The sequence below is a fragment of the Pseudomonas sp. GW821-FHT07F05 genome, from assembly GCF_059418765.1.
The window spans coordinates 331,129-357,461 of sequence record NZ_JBWKQL010000004.1; the positions used below are offsets into that span (position 1 = coordinate 331,129).

At 61.7% G+C, this 26,333-nt stretch carries 27 protein-coding genes; 17 read left to right on the forward strand and 10 right to left on the reverse strand.

Annotated features, from left to right (window positions below; translation table 11 throughout):
* The first annotated feature begins 162 nt into the window (after nucleotides 1-162).
* The 3 genes from AC07RO_RS12715 to AC07RO_RS12725 are packed head-to-tail and all read left to right on the forward strand — an operon-like array spanning nucleotide 163 to nucleotide 3,041.
* Entirely contained in the window at nucleotides 163-963 is an 801-nt protein-coding gene (locus AC07RO_RS12715; RefSeq protein ID WP_192172409.1) for a glucose 1-dehydrogenase, read from the forward strand.
* Nucleotides 956-2,806: a glycoside hydrolase family 15 protein gene (locus AC07RO_RS12720; protein ID WP_495086198.1), complete on the forward strand. Its 1,851-nt coding sequence runs from the start codon at nucleotides 956-958 to the stop codon at nucleotides 2,804-2,806. The genes AC07RO_RS12715 and AC07RO_RS12720 overlap by 8 nt, the downstream gene beginning before the upstream one ends.
* 25 nt (nucleotides 2,807-2,831) lie before the next feature.
* The gene (locus tag AC07RO_RS12725; protein ID WP_172612667.1) at nucleotides 2,832-3,041 is read left to right on the forward strand and encodes a hypervirulence associated TUDOR domain-containing protein; all 210 of its coding nucleotides are present in this window, start codon (nucleotides 2,832-2,834) and stop codon (nucleotides 3,039-3,041) included.
* A gap of 91 nt (nucleotides 3,042-3,132) precedes the next feature.
* Here AC07RO_RS12725 and AC07RO_RS12730 read toward each other — a convergent pair whose 3' ends face one another.
* The 3 genes from AC07RO_RS12730 to AC07RO_RS12740 all read right to left on the reverse strand — a co-directional run bounded on the left by AC07RO_RS12730 (nucleotide 3,133) and on the right by AC07RO_RS12740 (nucleotide 5,403).
* Entirely contained in the window at nucleotides 3,133-4,194 is a 1,062-nt protein-coding gene (locus AC07RO_RS12730; RefSeq protein ID WP_346627787.1) for an SDR family oxidoreductase, read from the reverse strand.
* Between the two features lie 136 nt (nucleotides 4,195-4,330).
* On the reverse strand, nucleotides 4,331-4,813 hold the full coding sequence (locus AC07RO_RS12735; protein ID WP_495086199.1) for a DUF2938 family protein: 483 nt from the start codon (nucleotides 4,811-4,813) through the stop codon (nucleotides 4,331-4,333).
* A 236-nt stretch (nucleotides 4,814-5,049) separates the two neighbouring features.
* Nucleotides 5,050-5,403 carry a hypothetical protein gene (locus AC07RO_RS12740; protein WP_346628911.1) on the reverse strand — a complete coding sequence of 118 codons (354 nt, stop codon included), beginning with the start codon at nucleotides 5,401-5,403 and terminating at the stop codon, nucleotides 5,050-5,052.
* 290 nt (nucleotides 5,404-5,693) lie between these two features.
* Between AC07RO_RS12740 and AC07RO_RS12745 the strand changes: the two genes are divergently transcribed.
* Nucleotides 5,694-6,833 (forward strand): ATP-binding protein, encoded by a 1,140-nt coding sequence (locus AC07RO_RS12745; RefSeq protein WP_346627784.1) that lies wholly within the window; start codon nucleotides 5,694-5,696, stop codon nucleotides 6,831-6,833.
* 375 nt (nucleotides 6,834-7,208) lie between these two features.
* On the opposite strand, the gene AC07RO_RS12750 is transcribed toward AC07RO_RS12745, so the two are convergent.
* Both AC07RO_RS12750 and AC07RO_RS12755 read right to left on the reverse strand, forming a co-directional pair.
* A complete protein-coding gene (locus AC07RO_RS12750) occupies nucleotides 7,209-7,733 on the reverse strand; it encodes a GNAT family N-acetyltransferase (RefSeq protein WP_495086200.1) in 525 nt (174 codons plus the stop codon).
* Between the two features lie 24 nt (nucleotides 7,734-7,757).
* Complete coding sequence (locus AC07RO_RS12755) at nucleotides 7,758-8,936, reverse strand: GGDEF domain-containing protein (RefSeq protein WP_495086201.1); 1,179 nt, start codon at nucleotides 8,934-8,936, stop codon at nucleotides 7,758-7,760.
* 256 nt (nucleotides 8,937-9,192) lie between these two features.
* Between AC07RO_RS12755 and AC07RO_RS12760 the strand changes: the two genes are divergently transcribed.
* Nucleotides 9,193-10,176 carry a GlxA family transcriptional regulator gene (locus AC07RO_RS12760; RefSeq protein WP_495086215.1) on the forward strand — a complete coding sequence of 328 codons (984 nt, stop codon included), beginning with the start codon at nucleotides 9,193-9,195 and terminating at the stop codon, nucleotides 10,174-10,176.
* 102 nt (nucleotides 10,177-10,278) lie between these two features.
* Complete coding sequence (gene greB / locus AC07RO_RS12765; protein ID WP_172613149.1) at nucleotides 10,279-10,752, forward strand: transcription elongation factor GreB; 474 nt, start codon at nucleotides 10,279-10,281, stop codon at nucleotides 10,750-10,752.
* Between the two features lie 63 nt (nucleotides 10,753-10,815).
* On the opposite strand, the gene AC07RO_RS12770 is transcribed toward greB, so the two are convergent.
* Nucleotides 10,816-13,329 carry an ABC transporter permease gene (locus AC07RO_RS12770; RefSeq protein WP_495086202.1) on the reverse strand — a complete coding sequence of 838 codons (2,514 nt, stop codon included), beginning with the start codon at nucleotides 13,327-13,329 and terminating at the stop codon, nucleotides 10,816-10,818.
* Entirely contained in the window at nucleotides 13,329-14,012 is a 684-nt protein-coding gene (locus tag AC07RO_RS12775) for an ABC transporter ATP-binding protein (protein WP_192172418.1), read from the reverse strand. The genes AC07RO_RS12770 and AC07RO_RS12775 overlap by 1 nt, the downstream gene beginning before the upstream one ends.
* A 10-nt stretch (nucleotides 14,013-14,022) precedes the next feature.
* On the opposite strand from AC07RO_RS12775, the gene AC07RO_RS12780 reads away from it, so the two are divergent.
* From AC07RO_RS12780 to AC07RO_RS12800, 5 genes are all read left to right on the forward strand, one after another.
* On the forward strand, nucleotides 14,023-14,628 hold the full coding sequence (locus tag AC07RO_RS12780; RefSeq protein ID WP_346627780.1) for an arylesterase: 606 nt from the start codon (nucleotides 14,023-14,025) through the stop codon (nucleotides 14,626-14,628).
* 208 nt (nucleotides 14,629-14,836) lie between these two features.
* On the forward strand, nucleotides 14,837-16,147 hold the full coding sequence (locus tag AC07RO_RS12785; RefSeq protein WP_495086203.1) for a hypothetical protein: 1,311 nt from the start codon (nucleotides 14,837-14,839) through the stop codon (nucleotides 16,145-16,147).
* Nucleotides 16,148-16,312: 165 nt separating this feature from the next.
* Nucleotides 16,313-16,771 carry a thiol-disulfide oxidoreductase DCC family protein gene (locus AC07RO_RS12790; RefSeq protein ID WP_495009733.1) on the forward strand — a complete coding sequence of 153 codons (459 nt, stop codon included), beginning with the start codon at nucleotides 16,313-16,315 and terminating at the stop codon, nucleotides 16,769-16,771.
* Nucleotides 16,772-16,842: 71 nt separating this feature from the next.
* A complete protein-coding gene (locus tag AC07RO_RS12795; RefSeq protein ID WP_192172422.1) occupies nucleotides 16,843-17,139 on the forward strand; it encodes a hypothetical protein in 297 nt (98 codons plus the stop codon).
* 84 nt (nucleotides 17,140-17,223) lie between these two features.
* Nucleotides 17,224-18,192: a L,D-transpeptidase family protein gene (locus tag AC07RO_RS12800; protein ID WP_192172423.1), complete on the forward strand. Its 969-nt coding sequence runs from the start codon at nucleotides 17,224-17,226 to the stop codon at nucleotides 18,190-18,192.
* Nucleotides 18,193-18,367: 175 nt separating this feature from the next.
* On the opposite strand, the gene oprI is transcribed toward AC07RO_RS12800, so the two are convergent.
* A complete protein-coding gene (gene oprI, locus AC07RO_RS12805) occupies nucleotides 18,368-18,619 on the reverse strand; it encodes an outer membrane lipoprotei OprI (RefSeq protein ID WP_003199355.1) in 252 nt (83 codons plus the stop codon).
* A 646-nt stretch (nucleotides 18,620-19,265) separates the two neighbouring features.
* Between oprI and AC07RO_RS12810 the strand changes: the two genes are divergently transcribed.
* Entirely contained in the window at nucleotides 19,266-19,547 is a 282-nt protein-coding gene (locus tag AC07RO_RS12810; RefSeq protein ID WP_065988521.1) for a GNAT family N-acetyltransferase, read from the forward strand.
* Between the two features lie 65 nt (nucleotides 19,548-19,612).
* On the opposite strand, the gene AC07RO_RS12815 is transcribed toward AC07RO_RS12810, so the two are convergent.
* Nucleotides 19,613-20,689, reverse strand: coding sequence for a 3-deoxy-7-phosphoheptulonate synthase (locus AC07RO_RS12815; protein ID WP_495086204.1), 1,077 nt, complete (start codon nucleotides 20,687-20,689; stop codon nucleotides 19,613-19,615).
* 212 nt (nucleotides 20,690-20,901) lie between these two features.
* Between AC07RO_RS12815 and AC07RO_RS12820 the strand changes: the two genes are divergently transcribed.
* The 5 genes from AC07RO_RS12820 to cysB all read left to right on the forward strand — a co-directional run bounded on the left by AC07RO_RS12820 (nucleotide 20,902) and on the right by cysB (nucleotide 24,900).
* The gene (locus tag AC07RO_RS12820) at nucleotides 20,902-21,237 is read left to right on the forward strand and encodes a thioredoxin family protein (RefSeq protein ID WP_192172425.1); all 336 of its coding nucleotides are present in this window, start codon (nucleotides 20,902-20,904) and stop codon (nucleotides 21,235-21,237) included.
* A 12-nt stretch (nucleotides 21,238-21,249) separates the two neighbouring features.
* Nucleotides 21,250-22,218: a putative 2-dehydropantoate 2-reductase gene (locus tag AC07RO_RS12825; protein ID WP_495086205.1), complete on the forward strand. Its 969-nt coding sequence runs from the start codon at nucleotides 21,250-21,252 to the stop codon at nucleotides 22,216-22,218.
* Nucleotides 22,219-22,264: 46 nt separating this feature from the next.
* The gene (locus AC07RO_RS12830) at nucleotides 22,265-23,185 is read left to right on the forward strand and encodes a 5'-nucleotidase (protein ID WP_192172427.1); all 921 of its coding nucleotides are present in this window, start codon (nucleotides 22,265-22,267) and stop codon (nucleotides 23,183-23,185) included.
* 94 nt (nucleotides 23,186-23,279) lie between these two features.
* Nucleotides 23,280-23,774 (forward strand): universal stress protein, encoded by a 495-nt coding sequence (locus AC07RO_RS12835; protein ID WP_495086206.1) that lies wholly within the window; start codon nucleotides 23,280-23,282, stop codon nucleotides 23,772-23,774.
* A 151-nt stretch (nucleotides 23,775-23,925) separates the two neighbouring features.
* Complete coding sequence (gene cysB / locus AC07RO_RS12840) at nucleotides 23,926-24,900, forward strand: HTH-type transcriptional regulator CysB (RefSeq protein ID WP_423572442.1); 975 nt, start codon at nucleotides 23,926-23,928, stop codon at nucleotides 24,898-24,900.
* Nucleotides 24,901-25,039: 139 nt separating this feature from the next.
* On the opposite strand, the gene AC07RO_RS12845 is transcribed toward cysB, so the two are convergent.
* Nucleotides 25,040-25,774, reverse strand: coding sequence for a phosphoadenylyl-sulfate reductase (locus AC07RO_RS12845; protein WP_495086207.1), 735 nt, complete (start codon nucleotides 25,772-25,774; stop codon nucleotides 25,040-25,042).
* Between the last annotated feature and the right edge of the window lie 559 nt (nucleotides 25,775-26,333).

Genomic DNA, 26,333 nt, shown 5'->3' on the forward strand with positions numbered 1-26,333 from the left:
GCCAGTTCGGGCGCCCTCGATTTTGCGGTGTGACCACTCAAACCTTGCCTGCCAACGCCACCGCACGCAGCGTTTTTGCCATTGGGGCGAACCTTTCCCGATGAACTTCAGCAGAACCCCATGAGTCAGCATTAAAACGCTCACCATGAGGCTCTACATTCCATGCAGATTTCCTTGAAAGGCCAGGTCGCCCTCGTCACCGGCGCCAGTTCCGGACTGGGTGCCGGCGCGGCGAAAGGGCTGGCGGCGTCCGGCGCGGCAGTGGTCGTCAACTACCATTCGCAACCCGAACCCGCGCAGAAGCTCGCGCAAGAAATCATCGACGCCGGCGGCCAGGCCATCGCCATTGGCGCCGACGTCTCCAACGAGCAGGACGTGGAAAGGCTGTTCGCCGAGACCCTGAAGGCGTTCGGCCGTCTGGACATCCTCGTCGCCAATTCCGGGCTGCAGAAGGATGCGGCCTTCGCCGACATCACCCTCGAGGACTGGAACACCGTCATCAACGTCAACCTGACGGGTCAGTTTCTCTGCGCGCGCGCTGCAGTGCGGCAGTTCGCCAAACAGGACATCCGCCCCGAGGTGTCTCGCGCCTTGGGCAAGATCATCCACATGAGCTCGGTGCATCAGGTCATACCCTGGGCCGGCCACGTCAACTACGCCGCGTCGAAAGGCGGCGTCGATCTGTTGATGCGCAGCATTGCCCAAGAGGTCGGCGAGCAGCGCATCCGCGTCAACAGCATCGCGCCGGGGGCGATTCGCACCGCCATCAACACCAAGGCCACCAGCGGCGACGCCGAGAAGAAACTGCTGGAGCTGATCCCCTACGGTCGGGTGGGCGAGGCCGATGATGTGGCGAACGCCATTGTCTGGCTGGCCTCGGATGCCTCCGATTATGTGCATGGCACGACGCTGTTCATCGACGGCGGCATGAGCCTCTACCCGGAGTTCCGCAACAATGGCTGAACACACCCCGAACCCCGATGAGCAGACCGAGCAAGAACCGCAGAACGCTATCGAAAACCACGGAATCATTGGCGACATGCGCAGTGCGGCGCTGGTCGCCGACACCGGCAGCATCGACTTCTGCTGCTGGCCCGACTTCGACAGCCCGAGCATCTTCACCGCGCTGCTGGACACCCCCGACGCGGGGATTTTCCAACTGGCGCCGATCCTGCAGGACGCCCGTCGCCAGCAGCTGTACCTGCCCGAAACCAACGTGCTGATGACGCGCTGGATCGCCCAGGACGCCGTCGTCGAAGTCACTGACCTGATGCCCATTGCTTCTGAAGTCGACAACCTGCCGCGCCTTATCCGCCGCATCCATGTTCGTCACGGCCAAACGGCGGTGCGCATGCTCTGCCGGGTGCGCCACGATTACAGCCGCGCTGACACCACCGCGCAGATGGACGGCGACGACATCCGTTTCGAGGGTGAGGGTCAGCCGGCCATGCGTTTGGCGGCGACCACGGCATTGACGCTTGAAGGCCAGGCTGCGGTGGCTGAGTTCGAGATGAAGCAGGGTAATGTCGTCGAGTTCATGCTCGGCGGCGCCGATGATCCGCTGGTCAAAGCCACCAACTGCGACTGCGATTTGAAAAACACCGTCAATTACTGGCAGCACTGGAGCCGGCATTCCAATTACCGCGGCCGCTGGCGTGAAGTGGTCAATCGCTCGGCCCTGGCGCTCAAGCTGCTCACCTCGCGCAAGCACGGCGGCATTGTCGCTGCGGCGACCTTCGGCCTTCCGGAAGAAGAGGGCGGCGAGCGCAACTGGGACTACCGCTACACGTGGATCCGCGACGCCTCCTTCACCGTCTACGCCTTCATGCGCCTGGGTTACACCGAAGAAGCCAATGCCTTCATGCACTGGGTCCGTGAGCGCATGGGCGACTGCTGCGAAGACGCCAACAAGCTTGGCATTCTCTACGCCCTGGACGGCCGCGAAGAATTGCCCGAAGAAGAACTGGATCACCTCAGCGGCTACGGCGGCGCGTCGCCGGTGCGCATCGGCAACGAGGCCTACAAGCAGACGCAGCTGGACATCTACGGCGAGCTGCTCGACGCGGTGTACCTGGCCAACAAGTACGGCGAGGCCATTTCCCACGAGGGCTGGAAGCACGTCACCCGGCTGGTCAATGAGCTGTGCGAAACGTGGAACAGCAAGGACGTCGGGATCTGGGAAATGCGCGGCGACGACCAGCATTTCCTGCATTCGCGGCTGATGTGCTGGGTCGCGCTGGATCGGGCGCTGCGGCTGTCGCTGAAACGTTCGCTGCCGGCGCCGTTCGAGCGCTGGGACCGGGAGCGTCAGGCCATCCATGACGACATCTGGGAAAATTTCTGGGACGCCGATCTGGGTCATTTCGTCCAGCACAAGGGCAGCAAGAACCTCGATGCGTCGATGTTGCTGATGCCACTGGTGCGTTTCGTCGGCGCCAGTGATCCGAAGTGGCTGAAGACCCTGGACGCCATCGAACGCACGCTGGTGCGCGACGGCATGGTCTTCCGCTATCGCAACGACGATGACCATCAGGACGGCCTTGAGGGTGAGGAAGGCGCGTTCGTGGCCTGTTCGTTCTGGTACGTCGAGTGCCTGGCCCGCGCCGGGCGTGTGGAGCAGGCGCATCTGGAGTTCGAGCAATTGCTGCGCTATGCCAACCCGCTGGGGCTGTACGCCGAGGAGTTCGACGCCCACGGCCACCATCTGGGCAACACGCCGCAAGCCCTCAGCCATCTGGCGCTGATCAGTGCGGCGAGTTTTCTGGATCGCAAACTCGAAGGCAGCCAGACCCTCTGGCAGCCCTGACTTCCGGTATCAAAGGAGAAAATCGATGGCTCATGCATTCAAGGTCGGTGATCACGTGCGCTGGAATTCCGAAGCCGGGCACATCGTCGGCAAAGTGACGAAGGTGCACACCAAGGAGGTCGAGTTCATGGGCCGCCATCGCCATGCCTCGCCCGACGCGCCGCAGTACGAGGTCAAGAGCGACAAGACCGGGCACTTGGCGATGCACAAAGAGGACGCGCTGGAAAAGGCTTGAGTGCCGGGTCTTTGATAACAGATGGCCCGGATACAACAACGCAGCGATGACCGAAATCATCGCTGCGTTTTTTTGTGGCCGGTTCAGCAGATCAAGGAATCAGGCGCTGGGCGCGCAACGTGTCGAACACGTCGAAAAAGGCTTGGTCACTGGCCTGAAACTCCTTGAAGCCCAGGGCCCGGCTTTTCGACATGTCGGTCACCACTTCGATGGGGCGACCGAGGTCAGCATCGGTGTGCCACGGCGAGATAAGGCGACTGATGTCGGCTTCTTTCAAACCGTGGGCGCGCACGAGCTCGTCCCATGCCCCTTGATCGTTGGCCATCTGCTCTTCCAGCGGGGACACCTTCTCCGGGAATGCAGCAGGGTGCACACCGAAGTACTCGGCGATCTGGCCCCACATCCACTTCCAGCGAAACACGTCGCCGTTGGTGATGTTGAACGCCTGATCCGCCGCCGCAGGGGTCGTCGCTGCCCACAGCTGCTGTTTGGCCAGTTGCCGCGCGTCGGTCATGTCGGTGAGGCTGTCCCACTGCACGCGGGAGCCGGGGAACACGAACGGGCGGCCGGTGGCTTTGCAGATCGACGCATACACCGCGAGGGTAGTCGCCATGTTCATCGCGTTGCCCACTGCGACGCCGGTAACGGTGTGCGGACGGTGCACGCTCCAGGTGAAGCCGTCGCGTTCGGCGGCGGCAAACACTTCATCTTCCTGGGCGTAATAGAAATTCTCGATGTCCAGCCGCCCTTGGGACTCACGGAACGGCGTCTGCGGCAGGGTGCCTTTGCCGTAGGCTTCGAACGGGCCGAGGTAATGCTTCAGGCCGGTGACCAGCGCGACGTGCTTGACGCTCTTCGCCGGGCTCAACGCGTCCAGCACGTTACGCACCATGGCGGCGTTGACGCGGATGTTTTCAGCTTCCGTGGCTTGACGCGACCAGGTGGTGAGGAAGACGTGGGTCGGCTTGAGGTCCGCGAGGGCCTGTTTGACCGACGCCGGGTCTTGCAAGTCTGCCGCGACGGGGATCACGCCTGGCGTTTGGGAGGGACGGCGGGAGAGGGCGGCCACCTGCCAACCGTTATCGAGTAACAGTTGAGTGGTTGCGCTGCCGACGATGCCGCTGGCGCCGACGACCAAGGCCGTTTGAGTCATGGGGATCTCCTGTTTGATCGGGTTGAACGAGCTTCATAACGATGCAGCTCTCAGGTTTCAGAACGGCATCGCTGCCCATAGGTTCAGCTCGATTGGCCGGGTGCGACCACACACCGCGCCGGCGCCCTCCTTTGACTCATCCGACCAGCAGCGCCGCGCCATACATGCCGATGGCGAAGACCACATGGCCGACCACATTCTGCAACCGCGCCACGTTCGGCTTCGGCGCCTTGTTGCACGCCACGCCGACACCCATGCCGGGCTGCAGGATGAACCAGCCGGCGCCGACGGTGACCAGCCCGACGATCAACGCTGGCAGAAAGGTCGGCGCGTGCGCCCACTGCACGCCCCAGATAAACAGCAGCGCGGCAGCGAACAGCACGCCGACGGTGTAATGCATGAACCAGCCAATTGCCAGCTCGTTGGGAACGGGAGGGGAATTGCCGATGCCATTGCAGTGCACGAACTGCCCCTTGGGCATCCCGGCGAACCAGCGACCGACGAGGTGCCAGGGCGGGGTGGGCAAACCCAGCAGCGCCTTGAGCAGCAGAGCCCAGAGATCCAGCAGCGCGGTGCCGCCGATGCCGATGAAAATTGCCAGGTAGATGAATTCGAACATGTCCGTCCCTGCGTGCTGTCAGTGATCGATGGGCGAGTGATGGCCGGACACGTTAGCAGTTTTGCCACAAAAAGCGGCGGTGCAGACAAGGCAGGTTCCACTGAATGAACGCGGCGCTTTCTTGTAGGACCGGCTTCAGCCGGGAAGAGGCCTGCATGAACACCGCGAGATTTGCGGTGTGACACCCGACGCCTTCCCGGCTAAAGCCGGTCCCACATTACCGTCCGCTTGAGCACTTACCAGCGGTCATTGCCACGACCGTGGTCAAACCCCCGGCGGTAGCCACCGTCGTAGTAACCGTGGGGCGGTGGTGGCGCGAAACGGCGATATTCGACCCGCTCACGCACCGGCACATAGACAACCTGCTGGTACTGCGGCTGATAACGCGGCGCGTAGCGTGGTTCCGGGCGGTAATCCTGATAGCGATCGTGACGGTCGTTGTTCGACTGACTGATCACCGCGGCCAGTACGGCACCGACGGCGGCTCCGGCGATGACAGGCACAATCACGTTGCGTTCGCTGGCGGACGCCGTGCCGGCGCCAACGAGCAGACCGGACAGGATCAGGGCTTGGGTCATCTTGGAAATCATGGTGTCTCCTTTGGCGAAAGAGTGGGTTCGCCATGGACGTATGAAACACCGGATCCGTGTAAACCCACGTCTAGGATCGGTAAAGGTTGGGTAAACCCGGATGTGCTAAATCGGCGCAGCAGTGCACGACCGGCGATCGGTTAACAGCCTGCGCCGATGTAATGTTCGGCCATCCGAGAGGTCACACGTGCAGTCCAATGGATTGCGACGGCCTTGTCCTCCTCGTGTCACGCTTTCCCCTGCCACCTCAGGCACCTCTTTTTGACATCGTTGACACTGGAACACAGCCCATGCGCCTGGCCGACTTCATCCTGCAGAACATCGAACCCATCCTGCAAAAGTGGGAAGCCTTCGCCAGGACCATGACGCCCGCCGCCAATGGCATGGACTCCGCCGAACTTCGCGACCACGCCGAACAGATGCTCCGCACGATCGCCGCTGACCTCCAGACCTCACAGACCGATGAGGCGCGAGTATCCAAGTCCAAAGGCGAAGCGCCCGATTCCGATAACGTCACTTCGGCCGAGACCCATGCTGAAGTCCGTCATTCGTCCGGCTTCACCATCGGTCAGATGATCGCCGAGTACCGGGCCTTGCGCACCAGTGTGCTGATGCTGTGGATGCCGCCCAAGGAAGTGAACCGGGCAGACGAGATTGCCGACATTCTGCGCTTCAACGAAGCCATCGATCAGGCCCTGGCCGAGTCCGTCGTGACCTACACCGATAATGTCGATGCTGCGCGCAACGTCTTCCTCGGCATCCTCGGTCACGATTTGCGCAGCCCGCTGGGGGCGATTTCCCTCAGCGCCGAAGTGCTGCTGCGTGCAGGCGACCTGCCGCCCAAGGCAACCAAAAACGTGTCGCGCATCTACACCAGCGTCAAGCGTTCGACCAAGATCGTCGGTGATCTGCTGGACTTTACCCGGACGCAACTGGGCTCGGGAATTCCGGTGCGAGTGGCGCGGGATGACTTTTTCCAGGCCTGCGAAGCCATGGTGGAAGAGGCCAGGGCCTACCATCCGGATCGTGAGATCGACATGCGCGGCGACACCCGAGTCGTCGCGCAATTTGATCGGTCACGGATGGAACAGGTCATGTCCAACCTGATAGGCAACGCGATCAAGCATGGCAACCCCCTGACTCCGGTCACCGTCACGCTGATGGCGGGTGCCAAAACGGTGTCCCTCTCGGTGCACAACGAGGGCCCGCCCATCGAGGACAGCGTGAAAGCAACACTCTTCAACCCGATGGTGCGCAACTTTCAGGACGGAAAAGTGGAATACGGCGCGGCCGCAGGTCTTGGCCTGGGGCTGTATATCGCAGCGGCGATCGTCGACGCCCATAACGGCAGCATCAAGGTCGACTCCGCAGCCGACCGTGGCACCACCTTCACCGTGTCCTTGCCGTTGATCGGTGACGCAGTCGACTGAAGGGCGCAGATCCTGGGGCGCAACCGCTGCAACCGCTGCAATCGATACACAGGGCAACGACCGCCGATCAGCCGGCGGTCAGGCTCGGGAAACCTCGAGCAACAAGTTGAATCAACTGGTTACGTAGGTGAGGTTAGGGGAAGTATATGGTGACCGACGATCTAGTCCGGTGGAACAGCCACTGGCGGTTAACCGACCACACAGTGTTGTGCAGGACCTGTAAAGCCAGGCAAAGCGAAGCCGAGCGAGAAGCGACCTTCGTGCATCTGCCGACCTGCGGCTATGCCCGAGAGGCCGCCCATCCCTGGGATGAGCTCGACGCGAGCTGCGGAATGCTGCAGACCTCCCACTGAATTGGACCCTGTCGCCGATCGCTCACTGCGATGGCTCGGCCACGGCGCTGAACATCAGGCTCGGGGCCTGACCGGGTACGTCATCGAGCTCGCCGCAACGGTGCATGCCGATTTTCTCCAGCACCCGAATCGACGCCGCGTGGGTCGGCCGGACGTAACCGTAGACCTCTTCCAGCTTCAAGCTTGAAAACCCGAAGTCCAGCGCCGATCTGCCCATCTCCGTGGCAAACCCCTGTCCCCACGCCTTAACGGCGAACCGATAGCCCGGATTGACCCTTTGCACGCCCAAAAAATCATGAAACCCGATGCCGCCGAAGCCGATGATGTGTTCGGGGGCCTCCTTGCGCGCAATTGCCCACCAGCCAAAGCCGTGGGTCTGCCAGTGCTCGATCCAGCCCTTGAGCATGGCTGCTGCCTGGGCCTCGTCGGTCATCGGCCCGGAAGGGTTGAACAGCTGGGTCTGCGGGTCGCTGTAAATGGCGAACAGGCGGGCAAGATCATCAGGTTCCGGTGCGCGGTAGATCAGATGAGCGCTGCTCATGGCCATGGCAAGTGATCCTTCGGTTAGCCTTCAGAGTATTTGCAGCGGATCGCTGCTGCTGACGTCCTGATCTACCAGTTGAATGCGGTTGCGTCCACCGCGTTTGGATTCATACAAGGCGGCGTCGCTGCGTTCGATCAATTCTGCCAGGCTGGATGGCGGTTGGCTGAACAGGCTGGCACCGATGCTCAACGTAACGGGCTGGGGGGTGGAAAAGGTTGCCGAGGCGGTCGCGTGAAAGGCCTCGCGCAGCGTGCTCCCCACGGCCAGCAAATGCTCGCTGGAGGTGTCACTGAGCAACACCACGAATTCATCACCGCCCAGGCGCGCGGCGAGCGAACCGGTGGGCAAGGCCCCACGGATAATTTCACTGAGCGCGACCAGCAGCCGGTCGCCGGCGCTGTGGCTATAAAGGTCGTTGACCAGCTTGAAATTGTCGATGTCCATCAGCAGCAGCGCCCCCGGCCGCGCCTGCGAGACGTTATCCAGCAGACGCTGCCCGCGCACTTCCAGCGCGCGGCGGTTGTACAGGGCCGTCAGCGGATCCCGCGCCGCCAGCCGGGCGATGCGTTTTTCCCGGCGATGACGCTCCGAGCCGGTCATCGACAGGGCGATCAGCATCACCGCCATCGTCCCTTCGACCAGCGAAATCTGGATGATTTCGCCCCGAAAGGCGGCCAGATCGATCAGCGTGCCAGGCACCACCGCCGTGACCGCCTTGGAAAAATAGAACACGCCGTGGGCCAGCAGCACATAGCGCAACTGCACCGCGCCGACGCTCAGGGACTTGCCGTGAGGCCGCAGCAACCCGCTGGCCTTGACCATCAGCAGAGAGATCAACAGCGAGTTGGCTGCCAGCATCACTTTCGACCACCACGGCTGGTCCGGCAGCAGCAACAACCCGATCCACAGGACGAAGATCAGGTACCAGGCCCGCGACACCCGGGTCTCGGTGAACCGCGCAACGCCCAGCAGGAACAGCCAGTGGGCGGTGACCAGCAAGCCGTTGGCGAACCAGATGCCAATCAACAGAATGCCGCTGCTGCGCAGTAATGCCAGGGTCGAGCCCACTGAAATAACGGCAAACCCCGCGCTCCAGAACAGCAGCGACGGCTCCCGCACCGTCCGCCACTCAGCGGCCAGGTACAGCGCGGCGGCCGCAGCGAGGGCGATGGTCATCGTCAGCAGGGTGATCGGGTCGAGCGCCATAAGCAGCCTGATGGGTAAGGGTTGCGGTGTCGTCGCGAGTCGAAGCGCCGAGGGGCTTTCTTTCGCTGGCTGATGTGTATCGGCCACCCCGACAAAACTTTAACGCCGGCGCCGTTCCGCTAGAATGGCGCGGACCCGGTCCTGCCGCCGTTATTCCAGGTCTTTTTTGGCTACGAACGGCTGCAACCATCGGTACCCCCAGACAGGACGTACAAGCGAGGCGGCAGTGATCGAGCGGCGAGAATTCAGCGGAGGCATGAAGGGCAAGAACCTTCGCTACGTGGATGAAAACAGGCGACGCCCCTCGGCCCAGACCCGAACCGGCTTCCTGCTGCTCGAACACTTTTCCTTGCCGGCTTTCACCCAGGCCCTGGACACGTTCGTCACCGCCAACCTGCTGCGCCCCGATCTGTTCACGTCGAGGACATTTGGCTTGCACGAGGGCGAAGTGGTCAGTGATCTGGGGCTGGTGATCCGGCCCGACACGCGGTTCGACGCGTCGGCGCTTAAGGCGCTGGACCTGCTGGTGATCTGTGGCGGTTATCGCACCGAGCTCAAGGCCGACGAGCCGCTGGTGCACCTGCTGACCACCGCCGCCGAACAGGGCATCACCCTCGCGGGGCTGTGGAATGGCGCCTGGTTCCTCGGCGCAGCGGGTTTGCTCGACGGCTACCGGTGCGCCATTCATCCCGAGCACCGCGCCGCCCTGGCGGAGATCTGCAAAGTCAGCGAAGTCACCAGCGAAGCTTTTGTCATCGACCGCGATCGTCTCACTGCCGCAAGTCCCGCCGGGGCCTTCCACATGGCGCTGGAATGGATCAAGACGCTGCACGACAAGGCGCTGATCGAAGGCATCGAGGACATTCTGTCTTTCGAGGAGTCGCGCTATCGGCGGATCAAGCCGAGCCGGCACATGACGGTCAGCGCGCCGCTCAAGGAAGTAGTCAAGCTGATGGACGCCAACCTTGAGGAACCCCTGGAACTGGAGCAACTGGCGGTGTACGCCGGACGTTCGCGGCGACAGATCGAGCGGCTGTTCCAGGAACAACTGGGCACCACCCCGCAGCGCTACTACCTGGAACTGCGCATCACCGAGGCCCGCCGCCTGCTGCAGCACACTGAGCTGACCCAGGTGGAAGTGCTGGTGGCCTGCGGGTTCGTCTCGCCGAGCCATTTCAGCAAATGCTACAGCGCGTACTTCGGCTATCGGCCTTCCAAAGAAAAGCGTCTGGTCAAATGAGCGCTGCCTTGATTTGCCCCTCGGCCAGCCCAACCCTGTAGGCTTCGTCCCTAACAGAACAAACGTACCCAGCCCGGGGCAGAGACAGCGTGAATGAGTGAGATCAGCACCAAAATAATCACCGTCGAGGGCCATGCCGCCCTGAAGAAGGAGCTCGATTACCTCTGGCGCGAGCACCGGCCTGATATCACGCAGAAAGTGGCGTGGGCCGCTTCCCTGGGGGATCGCAGCGAGAACGCCGACTATCAATACAACAAAAAGCTGCTGCGCGAGATCGACCGGCGTGTGCGCTACCTGCGCAAGCGTCTGGAAGACATGCGCGTGGTCGCCTATTCGCCGGAGCAGGAAGGCCGGGTGTTCTTCGGCGCGTGGGTCGAAGTCGAGGACGAGGAGGGTGAGAGCAAGCGTTTCCGCGTCGTCGGTTATGACGAGATCTACGGACGCATGGACTACATCTCCATCGATTCGCCCATGGCCCGGGCCCTGCTGAAGAAAGAAGTCGGTGACGAAGTCTCGGTGCCGGTTCCGTCCGGCAGCAAGCAATGGTGGATCACCAAGATCGAATACCTGAAATAGCAGGGGGGCTTTGCGCGGGTTGACGGTGGGCGGCGCAGTGCCGCCCACCGTCATGCCCCACCGTTAGCCCTCGCGCAGCACTTGCAGGGGACTGGCGTTAAGCGCCCGCCGTGTGCCGAACACGCCCGCGCCGCCCACCAGCAAGGCGCCGATCATCGGCAGCACCAGCAGCCAGATGTGGGGGTGCCACTGCAGGTTGAAGGCGTAGCGGTACAGCGCAAAGCTCACCAGCTCGCACCCAATTGCCGCCAGCACACCGCTCACCGCGCCGAGCAGACCGAACTCGATTCGCCGGGCCTTGGTCAGCAACGCACGATTGGCGCCCAACGCCCGCAGCAGCGCCCCCTGTCGAATCCGCTCATCCAGGGTCGCCTGCAAGCCGGAGAACAACACCGCCATCCCCGCCGCGAGCACGAACAGCAGCACGTATTGCACCGCCATCGTCACCTGATCGAGGATGCTGCGCAGCTGCTCCAGCAACGCTCCCACCTGCAGGATCGTCACCGCCGGGAAGGCCCGGGACAGCTCGACGATCCGCTGATCATTGCCGGGCGCCAGATAGAAACTGGTCAGGTACGTGGCCGGCACGTCCTTGAGGGTGCCGGGCTGGAAGATCATGAAGAAGTTGGGCTGAAAGGTGTCCCAGTTGATGTCGCGCAGGCTGGTGACTTTGACCTCGCGGGTCAGCCCGCCGATCACGAAACCGAGGGTGTCGCCCAGCTTCATGTTCAGGCTGCTGGCCAGTTTGGTTTCCACCGACACGCCAGGAACCACGCCGTCGGCAGGCGGCTGATCGCTCGCCCACCACTGGCCGGCGGTGATGCTGTTGCCTTCCGGCAGCGTCGCCGCCCAGGTCAGGTTGAGGTCGCGCTGGGTGGCGTTTTCGCCACGGGAGTCCTTGGTGACAAACTTGCTCACCGGCTCGCCATTGATGGTCATCAAGCGCCCCGGAATCATCGGGTACAGCGGCGCGTTGTGGGTCGACAGGCGGCCGATGCGTTCCGCGAAGTTGTCCTTGTCGTTGGGCAGGATGTTCAGCGCGAAGTAGTTCGGCGCATCTTTGGGCAGCTGGTTCTGCCAAGTGTCGAGCAGCTCGCCGCGCAGCAGCGCAATCAGCCCCATGGACAGCAGAATCAGACCGAACGCCAGGGACTGGCCGGCTGCGGCCATGGGGTGGCGCAACAGCTGACCCAGGCCCAGACGCCACGGCAGCGACGCCCCGGCCAGCAAGCGGCGCAGGCTTTTCAGGGCCAGCAGCAATACGCCGCCGAGTATCAGCGCCGCGATCAGGCCGCCGCCGAGCAGGGCGAAGGTCAGCACCACGTCCAGACTCAAGCGCCACATGATCAGGCCCAGCGCGAACAATGCCGCGCCGTAGACCAGCCAGGTGCTCGCTGGGATGGGCAGCATGTCCCGGCGCAATACCCGCAGCGGTGGCACGCGACCCAAAGCCGCCAGGGGCGGCAGTGCGAAGCCGGCGAGGGCGACCAGTCCGGTGCCGATTCCGGCGACTGCGGGCAGCCAGCCTCCGGGCGGGACGGCAGCGGGCAGCAGGTTTTCCAGCAAATGAAACAGCCCGAGTTGGGCGAACCAGCCGAGCAAAGCGCCCGCCGCGCTGGCCACGACGCCGAGCATGGCCAGCTGCAAACCAAACAGCACCAGCGCTTCATTGCGCGACAGACCCAGACAACGCAGCAACGCACTGGCGTCAAAGCGGCGCACCGCGAAACGCGCCGCCGACAAGGCCACGGCCACGCCGGCCAGCAGCACGGCGACCAGACTGGCCATGTTCAGGTAACGCTCGGCTTTGCCCAGCGCGCCGCCAATCTGCTGGTTACCATCGCGGGCGTCGTCGATTTTCTGATTCGGCGCCAGCCCGGGTTCGATCGCTTTGCGGTACGCGGCGAGGTCCTGGGGCGTGCCGCGCCACAATTCCCGGTAACTGACGCGGCTGCCGGGCTGCACGACCCTGGTGGCTTCAAGGTCGGCCATGTTGATCATCACCCGAGGCGTCAGGCTGTAGAAGTTGCCGGCGCGGTCGGGTTCGTAGGTCAGCACCCGGGCCAGCTTCAAGGTCTTGGAGCCGACGTCGATGCTGTCGCCGACTTTCAGGTTCAGCGCCACCAGAATCCGCGCTTCCGCCCAGGCTTCGCCGGCTTGGGGCTCACCGCCAACGGTTTCGGCTTCATAGGGGGCAGGGGCGCTTTTCAGCTCGCCGCGCAACGGGTACGCCGCGTCCACGGCCTTGACGCTCGCCAGCTGAATGCCGTTATCGGTGGCAACCACGCTGGAGAAAATCACGATCTGCGAATGATCCAGCTTCAGCGCCTTGCCGGCGTCGATCTGTGCAGGCGTCGCCGGTGCGGAGCCGCCGAGAATGAGGTCAGCACCGAGAAACTCCGTCGCTCGCAGCAGCATGGCGCTGTTGAGGCGTGCGCCGAAATATCCGATGGCCGTGCTGGCGGCAACCGCCACCACCAGGGCGAAGAACAGCACGCGCAGCTCGCCGGCGCGGGCATCGCGCATGAGCTGGCGCGCCGCGAGGCTGAGCAGACGGGAAAAAGGCAGGCGTGCCATCAAGGCTCCATGGGGGCGACCAGTCGGCCACCCTCGAGACGGATCAGGCGCCGGCAACGGTGGGCCAGACGCTCATCGTGGGTGACCAGCACCAGGGTGGTGTTGCGTTCCTGGTTCAGCTCGAACAGCAGATCGCTGATGCGCTCGCCGGTGTGGCTGTCCAGGTTGCCGGTGGGCTCATCGGCGAACAGCACGTCCGGGTCGGCGGCAAACGCACGGGCGATGGCGACGCGTTGCTGCTCGCCGCCCGACAGTTGCCGCGGCGTGTGGGTCAAACGCTGACCCAGGCCGACGCGTTCCAGCAGATGCCGGGCCTGATCACGGGCGTCTTTGCGGCCCTCCAGCTCCATCGGCAGCATGACGTTTTCCAGCGCGTTCAGGCTGTCGAGCAACTGGAAGGACTGGAACACGAAGCCCACGTGTTCGGCGCGAACCCGAGCGCGCTGGTCTTCGTCCAGGTCGCTGAGATTGCGCCCTGACAGGACGACGGAACCGGCGCTGGGCAGGTCGAGGCCGGCCAGCAGACCGAGGAGGGTGGATTTGCCCGAGCCCGACGCGCCGACGATGGCCAGCGTGTCGCCCTTGTTTAGTTCCAGGGAGAGTTCGTGCAGGATGGTCAAGTCACCTTCGGTGCTTGGGACCACTTTGCTGAGGTTCCGAGCACTGAGAATACTTTCGCTCATGGAGAATCCGATGCGTGCGTGGTTTTTAAGTGCTGGCCTGGGTTTGCTGCTGATATCACAAGGCGCGATGGCAGGCACGGTGCTGATCGTTGGCGATAGTATCAGCGCGGCTTTCGGCCTGGATACCCGGTTGGGTTGGGTCAGTCTGCTGGAACAGCGTCTGGCAAAGGAAGGCTTCAAGGAAAAAGTGGTCAATGCGTCGGTCAGCGGCGACACCAGTGCAGGAGGCCAGGCGCGGCTGCCGTCGCTGCTTGCCGAGCACAAGCCGGATCTGGTGATCCTCGAACTGGGCGGTAATGACGGCCTGCGCGGGCAGCCGCCGGCGCAATTGCAACAAAACCTTACCGACATGGTTGAGCAGTCCAAAGCGGCAGGGGCCAAGGTGCTCTTGTTGGGCATGAAAATCCCGCCCAACTACGGTGAGCGCTACACCACGGCCTTCGCGGCGGTGTACCCGAAAGTCGCCGAAGCCACCGATGCCGCCCTGGTGCCATTCATGCTGGAAGGCGTTGGCGGCAGGCCTGACATGACCCAGCAAGACGGCATTCACCCCAACGTCCAGGCTCAGCCTTACCTGCTGGATAACGTGTGGCCGGTGCTTAAGCCACTTCTTTAAATGCAATCTCTGAGGCTTCAGGATGGAGTTCCCTTCTGGTGCCTCAGTCGGCTCGTAATGCGGTTTATTACAGCTTTGCCCACCGTTGTGACAATCAATGCTCTCATCAGCGACGGTGACGCCCAATGTGATGAACAGTCATGATCACGCTGGGAACCGGGGGACCGCCTTAGACCACCTACATGCTTCCAGGCACCAGGAGGCCCACATGAATCCCATTCGCCCCTATCAAGGTCAGCAACCTGCTTTCCACATTCCTGAAAGCGCGCAGCCGCATGGTTCCAATGCCCCAACCTCAACGCGTTCGTCGAACCAAACTTATCCAGCCGACTTGGCGCCTTCCAGAAACCGTTCCGTAGCGATGCCTTCAAAGGTGAAAGTAGGCGGAGATTCCTTTCTGATAGGAACGCTCAGAAGCCGGCTTGATGCTCAGTCAAGAGCCTTTTTGCGTACGGCGCTGAATCCAGACGAAAACACGCCTACCACGCAACGTCAGGACGGAATCGTTTCCTATTTGGTGCAGCACGAGACCGAAGAAAACCAGACGCCCGGGCCAGATGTTTTAGCCGTGTCCGTTGACGTGGATCAAAATAAGTACCTTAAATCACTCGTGGCAGCCCGAGTCTCCGATAGAGAAACGGTTCTGGATCTCCGGTTTGATAGCAAGCTCGGCCACTTTGCAGAAAAACTAATCTCAGGATTGAGGTCGAAAACCGCGGATAACGTCCAGGCATCGATGCTGAAAAACGGTCCGAAATGGTATTGGGAACTGGAATCCGGGGAAGACCTGACGCTGAAGAAGCTTTCAGCTGAAAACATCGACGCCCTGAGAAGCGAGGTCAACGCTGCAAGCCTTAAAGATTATGAAAAGGCCTTCATTAAAAGCCTGATTGATGAGCCGCTTTACATCACCCACGCAGCGCCATCTGATGCCGACATAAAACGTCCGGACGGTACGGTTTCGTTATTTTCCAGAAGAAAGCTGGAGGAAAGACAAATAGAATTCAACACTGAAAACACGACGGACCACGATATCGCCATGCTTGCCAACGATGATCACGTGTTTTTTTCACTTGAGGCGGGTGATCAACCTCAGAAAGACAGCAGCCGGTTTGGCGACAAATTGATGAGATTCAAGTTTGATCAACCCAAGATCCTCAGCCATGCGACTCTGCATCTTGTCGACCCATTGACCGCCGTACCGCCCTCTGTGGGCTCACGCTTTGACGCCATTGAAGACCATATGGACGAAGAAGAGGCAGCCGACGCTATCGATAAACTTGAATCGCGCGCGTTCACCCCTGGCGAAGCGACATTTCATGGCCGGCATATGAAAATAGGGCTCGCCTTGTCCATTATTCAAACCTGTAGAAACAGCATGCCAGACGACATGAGTCGCGAGCTGCTCGAAGGCGAATCTGTTAATCGCGTAATGAATGGATTGTTCCGGCCTACCGTGATGGTCCCACGGCACTTCTTCGACAAACCGGTCGATGAGTCGGACATTTTAATAAATTAAACGGGACTGTCTGGGGACAGACTATGGACCATAGGCGTCTTTCTCGGCCTGGCGTGAGACCTCCAATGGTCTTGTGACGTGGCCCGTGTTCAGGGTGACGTCTCGTCCATTGTCAGCGGCCCCGTTTGCGCCTATGGTGGCGCAAACCTGTACAGGACCCAAAAGATGTACAAGAAAGAACAGTGGCCACTCACGCTGTACTTCGACGGTGACTGCCCGCTTTGCGCGCGGGAGATCAAGCTCCTGCGTTCTCACGCTTCCGCGCACGCCGACGCCACCGCAACCGCCGCGCAATTGCTGTTCGTCGACATCAGCCAAGAGGGTTTTGACGCCGGTGCACTCGGATTTAGCCGTGAGCAGATGGAGTCGGTATTGCACGCCCGATTCGACGACGGCACCTGGGTCACGGGCCTGGACGCCACCCTCTGGAGCTGGCGCGCAGCCGGTCTTGGCATCTGGGCTGCGCCGCTGTCGTGGCGGCCACTGAGGCCCTTGCTGAACGTCGGTTATCGCTTGTTCTGCCGCTGGCGTCCCCACCTGGCGTGGCTGCCTCATCCGGACGGGAGTCGCCGATGCCGCGACGACCGTTGCGCGGTTTCCCGACCTTCAGACCAAAACCGCTGATTTAAAGGCCTGCAGGCCTTTTCCGGACGGGGGCTTTCGGCTAATGTGGCGCCCCCGCTCTGGAGCCCCCAATGCCGCGCCGTCCTTCCTGGTCCCTTTATGCCTATCAACTGATCGAGCCCGACGAACAGCTCGACCTGTTCGCGTGCCAGGAAATCCTCGTGCATCTGGTCGCTCGCCAGCTCGAGCTGGCAGGCTCCGCCGACCGCACCTTGTGCGGCACCTTGCTGCCCGCCCAGCCGCGCTGGTCGGAAGTCCGGCAGACGGTTTATCAGGATGAGCGACTGTGCCCGCTGTGCCGGGCGATCATAGACGCGCAACGGCGGGGCTGGCACCCGATCTGGCCGGAACTGGAAACCGGCGTCTAAGGGCTCGCGCGCACTCCCCGAATGCGCAGGCGTGCGTGTACAATCGCGCACAATCAAGCCTTCCGTTTACCAAGGATTCTCCGGATGTTGTCGCGCATTCCAGCTTTCGCCCGCTGTCTGTCGCTCGCTGCGCTGTGCGCGGCCGGCCCCGTCTCCGCCCTGGAGTTTCCGTTGCCGCCGCCCGGTGAGGACATCATCGGTCAGGTGCAGACCGTCACCGCCAAGTACGAAGACACCTTCGCCGATCTGGCCACCCGCTACGACTTGGGCTATCTGGAAATGATTGCCGCCAATCCGGGCGTCGATGCCTGGCTGCCGGGCGCAGGCACTCAAATAGTGTTACCGACGCGTTTCATCCTGCCGCCGGGTCCGCGCGAAGGCATCGTCATCAACCTGGCCGAGTACCGTTTGTACTACTACCCGAAAGGTCGGAACGTGGTTTACACCTTCCCGCTGGGTATCGGGCGCGAGGGCTGGGGTTCGCCGGTTTCCACCACCAAGGTCACCGCCAAAACGCCGAACCCGACCTGGACGCCGCCCGCGTCGGTCAAGGCCGAGCATGCCGCCGACGGCGACATCCTGCCCAACGTGGTCCCGGCCGGGCCGGACAACCCGCTGGGCCCTTTCAAATTCGGCCTCGGCTTGCCGGGCTACCTGATCCATGGCTCGAACAAGAAGTTCGGCATCGGCATGCGCACCAGTCACGGCTGCTTCCGCATGTATAACAACAACGTGCTGGAAATGGCGGACATGGTCCCGGTGGGCACCACTGTGCGCATCATGAGCGAGCCCTACAAGTTCGGCGTCAGCGGCGGCAAGGTCTACCTCGAAGCGCACACGCCGCTGGACGAAAGCGGCAAGCCGTCGGTAGTCGACAAGCACACCGCCGTGATCAACGCACTGCTCAAGCGTGAAGACCTGGCCAACAGCCTGCGCATCAATTGGGACGAAGTGCGGGACGTGGTGGCTGCCGAAGACGGCATGCCGGTCGAAATTGCCGTGCCGACCACGCCTGCGCCCGTGGTGGGCGGCGCGCCGATGACGCTGCAGTAACGCTGCGACGCCAATCAGGCGGTGCTGATGCCCGCCCGTCCTGCGTCGAATGCGCAGGCGGGCGGGTTTTTTATTGCCTGGGAAATGCCTGTTCAACAGAGGTCGCCGGCAAACGCCGGGCAATAAAAAAGCCGACCCGTTAACGGGTCGGCTTATCAATAATCCCGGGGGATTATTACTTACGGCTAGCCTTGTCCAACATACGCAGAGCGCGCTCGTTGGCTTCGTCAGCAGTTTGCTGAGCTTTTTGAGCTGCAGCCAGAGCTTCATCAGCCTTGCGATAGGCTTCATCGGCACGGGCTTGCGAACGAGCGGCTGCGTCTTCAGTTGCAGTCAGACGAGCTTCGGTTTCTTTGGATGCGCTGCTGCAACCGGTAGCCAGAACTGCGGCCAGGGCCAGAGCAGAGAATTTCAGAACGTTGTTCATCGTGTTCCCCTTAAAGGACTTCTATCAAATTAGTCATCTCTCGAGAGTGAGAAAATGACCGGCGTACATCTTACTCATTGTTTGTAGTAAGTAAACGGACCGCGCGCAAGATCTGCAGAATATTCTTGGGTTTGAACGTGTTCCGCGCAACTCCTCACGCTTTTTCTTCGCACGCAGAGAGCCCCAGGCGGTGATGTCTGTCAGGTGACTCCGGCCCGGGCGATTTCCCACTACCAGCGACGTACCGGCGACCATTTTTGTATAGTCGATTATCGTGACAGGCGCATCCCTGAGGGCGGTTTTTAACGACCTTCAAGTGACTTGAGTGGGGGCGTCGCGTCTCAATGGACATTGCCCGGCGACAACAGGTTCCATGGTGCACGCCTTCAGATGTGCGGCAGCGCAATTAACAGTTGATTCACTTGAGCGCACTTGCTCAGGGCGCCTACTATTTGCCTGTGCTCAAATTGTTTGAGAACAGCGACGCTCTTCGCGGTGTCCAAACGGCACAGGGTGGCGCAGCCAGCTCTACCGCAGAAGTCGCTATTGCAGAAGGCAATAGTTCTCATACTGCCTGTAGAGGTTCCTTCGCCGGGAAAATGTCGATAAGGTAAGGGTCCAATTCCAAGACCCGCGAGGAGTAGTGATGAGCGAGGCGTTGTCCATCCACCATGACGAGACCGGTCACCAGTTCGAAGTCAATATTGACGGCTACCGTGCCTATCTGACCTACATGGACTTGGGTAAAGAGACCCTGGATATCTACCGTACGTTCGTTCCCAACGAATTGCGCGGACGTGGGATAGCGGCAGCCTTGACCAAGGTGGCCCTCGACTACGCCGACCGGATCGGCTACACCGTGATTCCTTCGTGCTCCTACGTGGAACGCTACATGGAGCGCAACCAGCGCCAGGCTGCCAAGATCTGACCCAGGCGCGCGTCACACAGTAAAACGCCGAGCATGTGCTCGGCGTTGTCGTTTCTGCGGGCAGGTCAGTCGCGCTTGCGCTTGGGCAATACGTCCTTGAGCTTGGCGTGCATGCTGCGCAGGGTCTTTTCAGTGCTTTCCCAGTCGATGCATGCATCGGTGATGGACACGCCGTATTGCAGGTCGGCGAGGTCTTTGGGAATGGCCTGGCAGCCCCAGTTCAGATGGCTCTCGACCATCAGGCCGATGATTGACTGGTTGCCTTCGAGAATCTGGTTGGCGACGTTCTCCATCACCAGCGGTTGCAGCGCCGGGTCCTTGTTGGAGTTGGCGTGGCTGCAATCGACCATGATGTTCGGCTTGATCTTCGCCTTGTTCAGCGCCTGTTCACACAGGGCGACGCTGACCGAATCATAGTTGGGCTTGCCGTTGCCGCCGCGCAGCACGACGTGGCCGTAGGCATTGCCCTTGGTGGTGACGATGGACACGCCGCCTTCCTGGTTGATACCCAGGAAGCGATGGGGGCTGGACACCGATTGCAGGGCGTTGATCGCCACGGTCAGGCCGCCGTCGGTGCCGTTCTTGAAGCCGACTGCCGAGGACAGGCCCGAGGCCATTTCCCGGTGAGTCTGGGATTCCGTGGTGCGCGCGCCGATGGCCGACCAACTGATCAGGTCCTGCAGGTACTGAGGCGAAATCGGGTCGAGGGCTTCGGTCGCGGTCGGCAGGCCTTTTTCGGCCAGGTCGCGCAGCAATTGACGGCCGATGTGCAGACCATCCTGAATCTTGAAAGAGTCGTCCAGGTACGGGTCGTTGATCAGGCCTTTCCAGCCGACGGTGGTGCGTGGCTTCTCGAAATACACGCGCATGACCAGATACAACGTATCGGACACCTCGGCGGCGAGTGCTTTCAGGCGATCGGCGTATTCGTGGGCGGCCTTGAGGTCGTGGATCGAGCAGGGCCCGATCACGACGAACAGGCGGTGATCCTTGCCATCGAGGATGTCGCGGATGACTTCGCGGCCCTGGCTGACAGTGGCCTGGGCGGCGGCGGTCAGCGGGATTTCGCGTTTCAGCTGATCCGGGGTGATCAGTGTCTCGTTGGAGGCAACGTTGAGGTCGTCAATCGGTAAATCAGCCATCGTGTTACTCATCAGGTCACGGATGCTGGCCGCCAGCGTCCCCGTGCGGCGGAGCCGAGCATGATTGAGCGCAACGGGGGAGCCGAACCTTAGCGCGTTAGCCGGTGGTTCGACAATGGGTAAACGTGGCTTTCGTCCAACGGTTGCGGCATTGTCTGACCTGTCTGGGGTGGCGACAGGCATCACCCGAACATCATTCAGAGGAGAAGCGCGTGGATCAATTGCAACTGACGGACTTCGACCTCGACCAGCAACTTCTCAACCTGCCCGGCGTCTCACTGCTGATTTTCACCAGCCTGGGCTGCTCCAGTTGTCGCTGGGCCCGGCATCATTTACCCGAGCAATCGCTGCCTGTTGACCGCCTGTGCTGGATCGATGCCGAAGAAAACGGCGGCGCGGTGCAGCGCTACGGCGTGTTTCATCTGCCGACGATGTTTGTGATCCGCGACGGTGCCTTCTTCGGGCCCCTTCGCACGCAGATGTCCGCCGAGGCCATTGTCCCGGGCCTGGCCCACGCGCTGGCGACGCCGCCAGACGAATTACCCTGAAGCGGAGTTGTCATGAGCGAAAACGCAACGAGCGAAAGCGCAACCAGACCCCGGATCGGCATCATCGGCACCGGCGCGATCGGCGGCTTCTACGGCGTGATGCTGGCCCGGGCCGGCTTCGATGTGCACTTTCTGCTGCGCAGCGAATTCGAGGCCGTCGCCCGCAACGGCCTGCGGGTAGACAGCCATGTGCATGGCCCGTTAGTGCTGGAAAATGTCCAGGCCTACGCCTCCGCCGCCGACATGCCGCCCTGCGACTGGCTGCTGATCGGCGCCAAGACCACCGGTAACGGCGGGGTGGCCTCCGCCATCGTTCAGGCCGCGGCGCCGGACGCCAAAGTTCTGCTGCTGCAAAACGGGTTGGGCGTCGAGGAAGAGCTGCGCGCCGAGCTACCGGATTCCCTTCATCTATTGGGCGGCTTGTGTTTTGTCTGCGTGCATCGCACCGGTCCGGGCCAGATCACCCATCAGGCCTTCGGTGCCGTGAATATCGGCTATCACAGCGGGCCGGCCGATACGGCAACGCGCGGGCATTGGGTCGAGGAGGGGGCGTCGCTGTTTCACCAGGCCGGCGTCGACTCTGTGGCGATGGACAACCTCGACAAGGCGCGCTGGCAGAAACTGGTGTGGAACGTGCCCTACAACGGGCTTTCCGTGCTGCTCAACGCCAGCACCACGCCGCTGATGGCCGATGCCGACAGTCGCGCGCTGATTCAGGGCCTGATGGCGGAAGTGGTGCAAGGCGCCGAGGCGTGCGGCCACATGCTGCCGGTGGGTTACGCCGAGCAATTGCTTAAGGTCACCGGCCATATGCCGGATTACCGGCCGAGCATGTACCACGACTTCACCGAAAAACGCCCGCTGGAACTCGACGCCATCTATGCCCGGCCCCTCGCCGCTGCGCTTGCCGCTGGCTGTGACATGCCCAAGGTGCGCGCCCTGTATCACGCGCTGGCGTTTATTGATCGCGGCAATCGTTGACGGCCATTGCCGTGCGCATGCCCAACTGCTGCTTTAAGGAAGACTGATGAGCACTGAGCTGAACATTAAAACCCCGGGGAGCAAGCTGGTGCTGGCGATCTCCTCGCGGGCGCTGTTTGATCTGCGGGAAAGCCATGACGTTTACATGGCCAATGGGGTCGCTGCCTACCGTCAGTACCAGATCGACCACGAGGACGAAATCCTCGAGCCCGGTGATGCGTTCCGGCTCGTGGAAAAGCTGCTCAGCCTGAACGCCAGCCTGAACCAGTCCCGGGTGGAAGTGGTGCTGGTTTCGCGCAACAGCGCCGACACCGGCTTGCGCGTGTTCAATTCGATTCAGCACTACGGCCTCGACATTTCCCGCGCGGCGTTCGTCGGCGGCCGCAGTCCGTTTCCGTATCTGGCCGCTTTCGGCAGTCATCTGTTCCTGTCGACCCATGCCGATGACGTGCGCAGCGCCCTGGACGCGGGCTTCGCCGCCGCGACCATCCTCTCCGGTGGCGCCCGTCGTGCGGCCAGTGCCGAGCTGCGTATTGCCTTCGACGGTGACGCCGTGCTGTTCTCCGATGAGTCTGAGCGCGTGTATCAGTCCGGTGGGCTGGAGGCGTTCCAGGCCAACGAGCGCGAGGCGGCGCGACGGCCGTTGCCCGGTGGTCCGTTCAAACCCTTTCTCGCGGCATTGAACGCCTTGCAGCGTGAATTCCCCGAAGAGTCTTGCCCGATTCGCACGGCGTTGGTGACCGCGCGTTCGGCTCCGGCTCATGAACGGGTGATTCGTACCCTGCGCGAGTGGGACATCCGCCTGGATGAGTCGCTGTTTCTCGGCGGCCTGGACAAATCGGCGTTTCTCGAAGCCTTCGCCGCGGACGTGTTCTTCGACGATCAGCCGGGTCACTGCGAGCGCGCCCGCGAGGTGGTCGCGACCGGGCACGTGCCCCACGGCATCAGCAACGAGCTAAAACCCTGAGGCGTTAGACCGAAAAGCAGCAGTCGGCCGTCGCAGTGCGCAGCGCGCTGCTACGCTGATGAAGTCTTCACTTCACAGGCTGCCGGGGGGTCCCATGATCCGTTCGATGCTCTACGCCACGGACCTCGGTGCTTATGCGCCGTATGTGTTGCAGCACGCGCTGGTGTTGGCGCGGACCTTCGACGCCGAGCTGCACGTTGTGCATGTGGTGGAGCCGATGGGCGTGTTTGCCGAGTCCGTGCTGCAGAGCTATCTGGCGGCAGACGTCTTGAAACAACTGCACAGCGAGGGCGTCAACACGGTCATCGACGGCATTGAGGCGCGGGTGCTGGCCAGTTTTCGCGAGGAACTGGGCGAGGGCCATGAGGACCTGGCGCTGATTCGCAGTGTTCGCGTGGTCCAGGGCGACCCATCCAACGTGATACTCGATCAGGCGCGCCTGCTCGGCGTCGATCTGCTGGTGGTGGGCAGTCGCAGTCACGGTGGGGAGGGCGATACGCCCATAGGCCGAACGGCGGCGCGAGTGCTGCAACTGGCCGGCGTGCCGGTGTACATGGTGCCGATGCTGCAAAGTCGTACACAAACGTGATCGCGTTCCGGGAATGTGCCAAGGGCGTTAAAAGCTGCGTGCCATTACTGGATAAAAGTGATAAAAAGTTCTAGCTTTGCCTTCCTGACCAATAATCCAGTTATATACCGTCGCTGATGCCCGTGGCGTCTTCCGGCTTTGAGGGATACATATGAAGCTTCAACAATTGCGCTACATCTGGGAAGTGGCGCACCACGACCTCAACGTTTCAGCGACCGCGCAAAGCCTCTACACCTCGCAGCCAGGCATCAGCAAGCAGATCCGCCTGCTGGAAGACGAGTTGGGCGTCGAAGTCTTCGCCCGCAGCGGCAAGCACCTGACCCGCGTCACCCCGGCAGGCGAGCGCATCATCACCACCGCTGGCGAGATCCTGCGCAAGGTCGAGAGCATCAAGCAGATCGCCCAGGAATTCTCCAATGAGAAAAAGGGCACGCTGTCCATCGCCACCACCCACACCCAGGCGCGTTACGCGTTGCCGCCGGTGATCAGCAATTTCATCAAGCAGTACCCCGACGTCGCGCTGCACATGCATCAGGGCTCACCGATGCAGATCGCCGAAATGGCCGCCGACGGCACGGTCGATTTCGCTATCGCCACCGAAGCGCTGGAACTGTTCGGCGATCTGGTGATGATGCCGTGCTACACCTGGAACCGCTGCGTGGTCGTCCCTCAGGGCCATCCGCTAACCAAGGTGCCGAAGCTGAGCCTGGAAATTCTCGCCGAATACCCGATCGTGACCTACGTGTTCGGTTTCACCGGCCGTTCCAAACTCGACGAAGCATTCAGCCACCGTGGCCTGACGCCGAAAGTGGTGTTCACCGCCGCCGACGCTGACGTCATCAAGACCTACGTGAGATTGGGATTAGGCGTCGGCATCGTTGCGAAAATGGCTGTCGACCCGAAGCTGGACAGCGATCTGGTGGTGCTCGACGCCAGCGAACTGTTCGAAGCCAGCGTGACCAAGATCGGCTTCCGCCGCGGCACCTTTCTGCGCGGCTTCATGTGCGATTTCATCGAGAAATTCGCCCCGCACCTGACCCGCGACGTCATGGCCAAAGCCATTCAATGCCACAACAAGCAGGAGCTGGAAGAGCTGTTTGCCGGGGTTGAACTGCCCGAGCATTAACAGGCCCGACCTGCGGGTCACGCCTTGCGCCTGACCTGTAGGAGTGAGCTTGCTCGCGATGCGTCCATTCAGGCGCTGAACGGCGTCTGCCAGACCGTCATCGCGAGCAAGCTCACTCCTACAACGTTGCGATCTGCTCTCAGGACTTCGCGATCATATTCCCGGCATGCAGCCCGCATTCCTTCTGCGTCGCTTCTTCCCACCACCAGCGGCCTTCGCGTTCGTGCTGATTCGGCAGGACAGGGCGCGTGCAGGGTTCGCAGCCGATGCTGATGAAGCCGCGCTCGTGCAGGGTGTTGAAGGGCAGTTCGAGCATGCGGATGTAATTCCACACGTCGGCGCTGCTCATCTGGGCCAGCGGGTTGAATTTGTACAGCGTGCGCTCCGGGGTCGAGAACGCGCTGTCGATTTCCACCACGGCGACATTGTTGCGGGTGCTCGGGCTCTGGTCGCGACGCTGACCGGTGGCCCAGGAGGTAACGCCGGACAGCTTGCGGCGCAACGGCTCGATCTTGCGGATCCCGCAGCACTCGCCATGGCCGTCGCGGTAAAAGCTGAACAAGCCCTTTTCCTTGACCATCGGCTCGAGCTTTTCGCGGTCCGGGCTGACGATGTCGATGTCGATTTTGTACTGCTCGCGGACCTGATCGATGAATCGATAGGTCTCCGGGTGCAGGCGGCCGGTGTCCAGGCTGAACACCTTGACGTTCTTGTTGATTTTCCAGGCCATGTCCACCAGCACCACGTCCTCCGCGCCACTGAACGAAATCCACAGGTCGTCGCCGAAGTGCTGGAAAGCAAATTTGAGGATGTCGGACGGGGATTTGTTGGCGAAGGTGGCGGCGATGTCGTCGACGTAGAAAGGGTGGTTCATCTGGGCGGCTTCCTGATCAGGGCTGGCGCTTAGGCGCTCGTAATGGCGCAGATGGTAACAAAAAACATCGCGCCTTTTGGCTGAAAGCGCCGGATTGCTTTGGGTTGGAAGCTGAGTGCTGAGCAATGGGTGCAGAGGGTGGGGTTGGGACCGACGCTGATACTTCCACAGGTCCAACGAACCGGCCGGAATCCTGAGGCGACCCACGATCCTGTGGGAGCGAGCTTGCTCGCGAATGCTTACTGTCATTTCCCGGAGAAAGTGGCTGGCTGTCCTGGCCTCTTCGTGAGCAAGCTCACTCCCACAAGTCCCACGAACGGGCCGGAATCCTGAGGCGACCCACGATTCTGTAGGAGCGAGCTTGCTCGCGAATGCTTACTGTCATTTCCCGGAGAAAGTGGCTGGCTGTCCTGGCGTCTTCGTGAGCAAGCTCACTCCCACAGGTCCAGCGAACCGGCCGAAATCCTGAGGCGACCCACGATCCTGTGGGAGATTCTATGGTTGTCATCAAGCCAAAATCCCCCTTTTCGGTTGGTAGTCGCTCTGATTTTTCATCAGG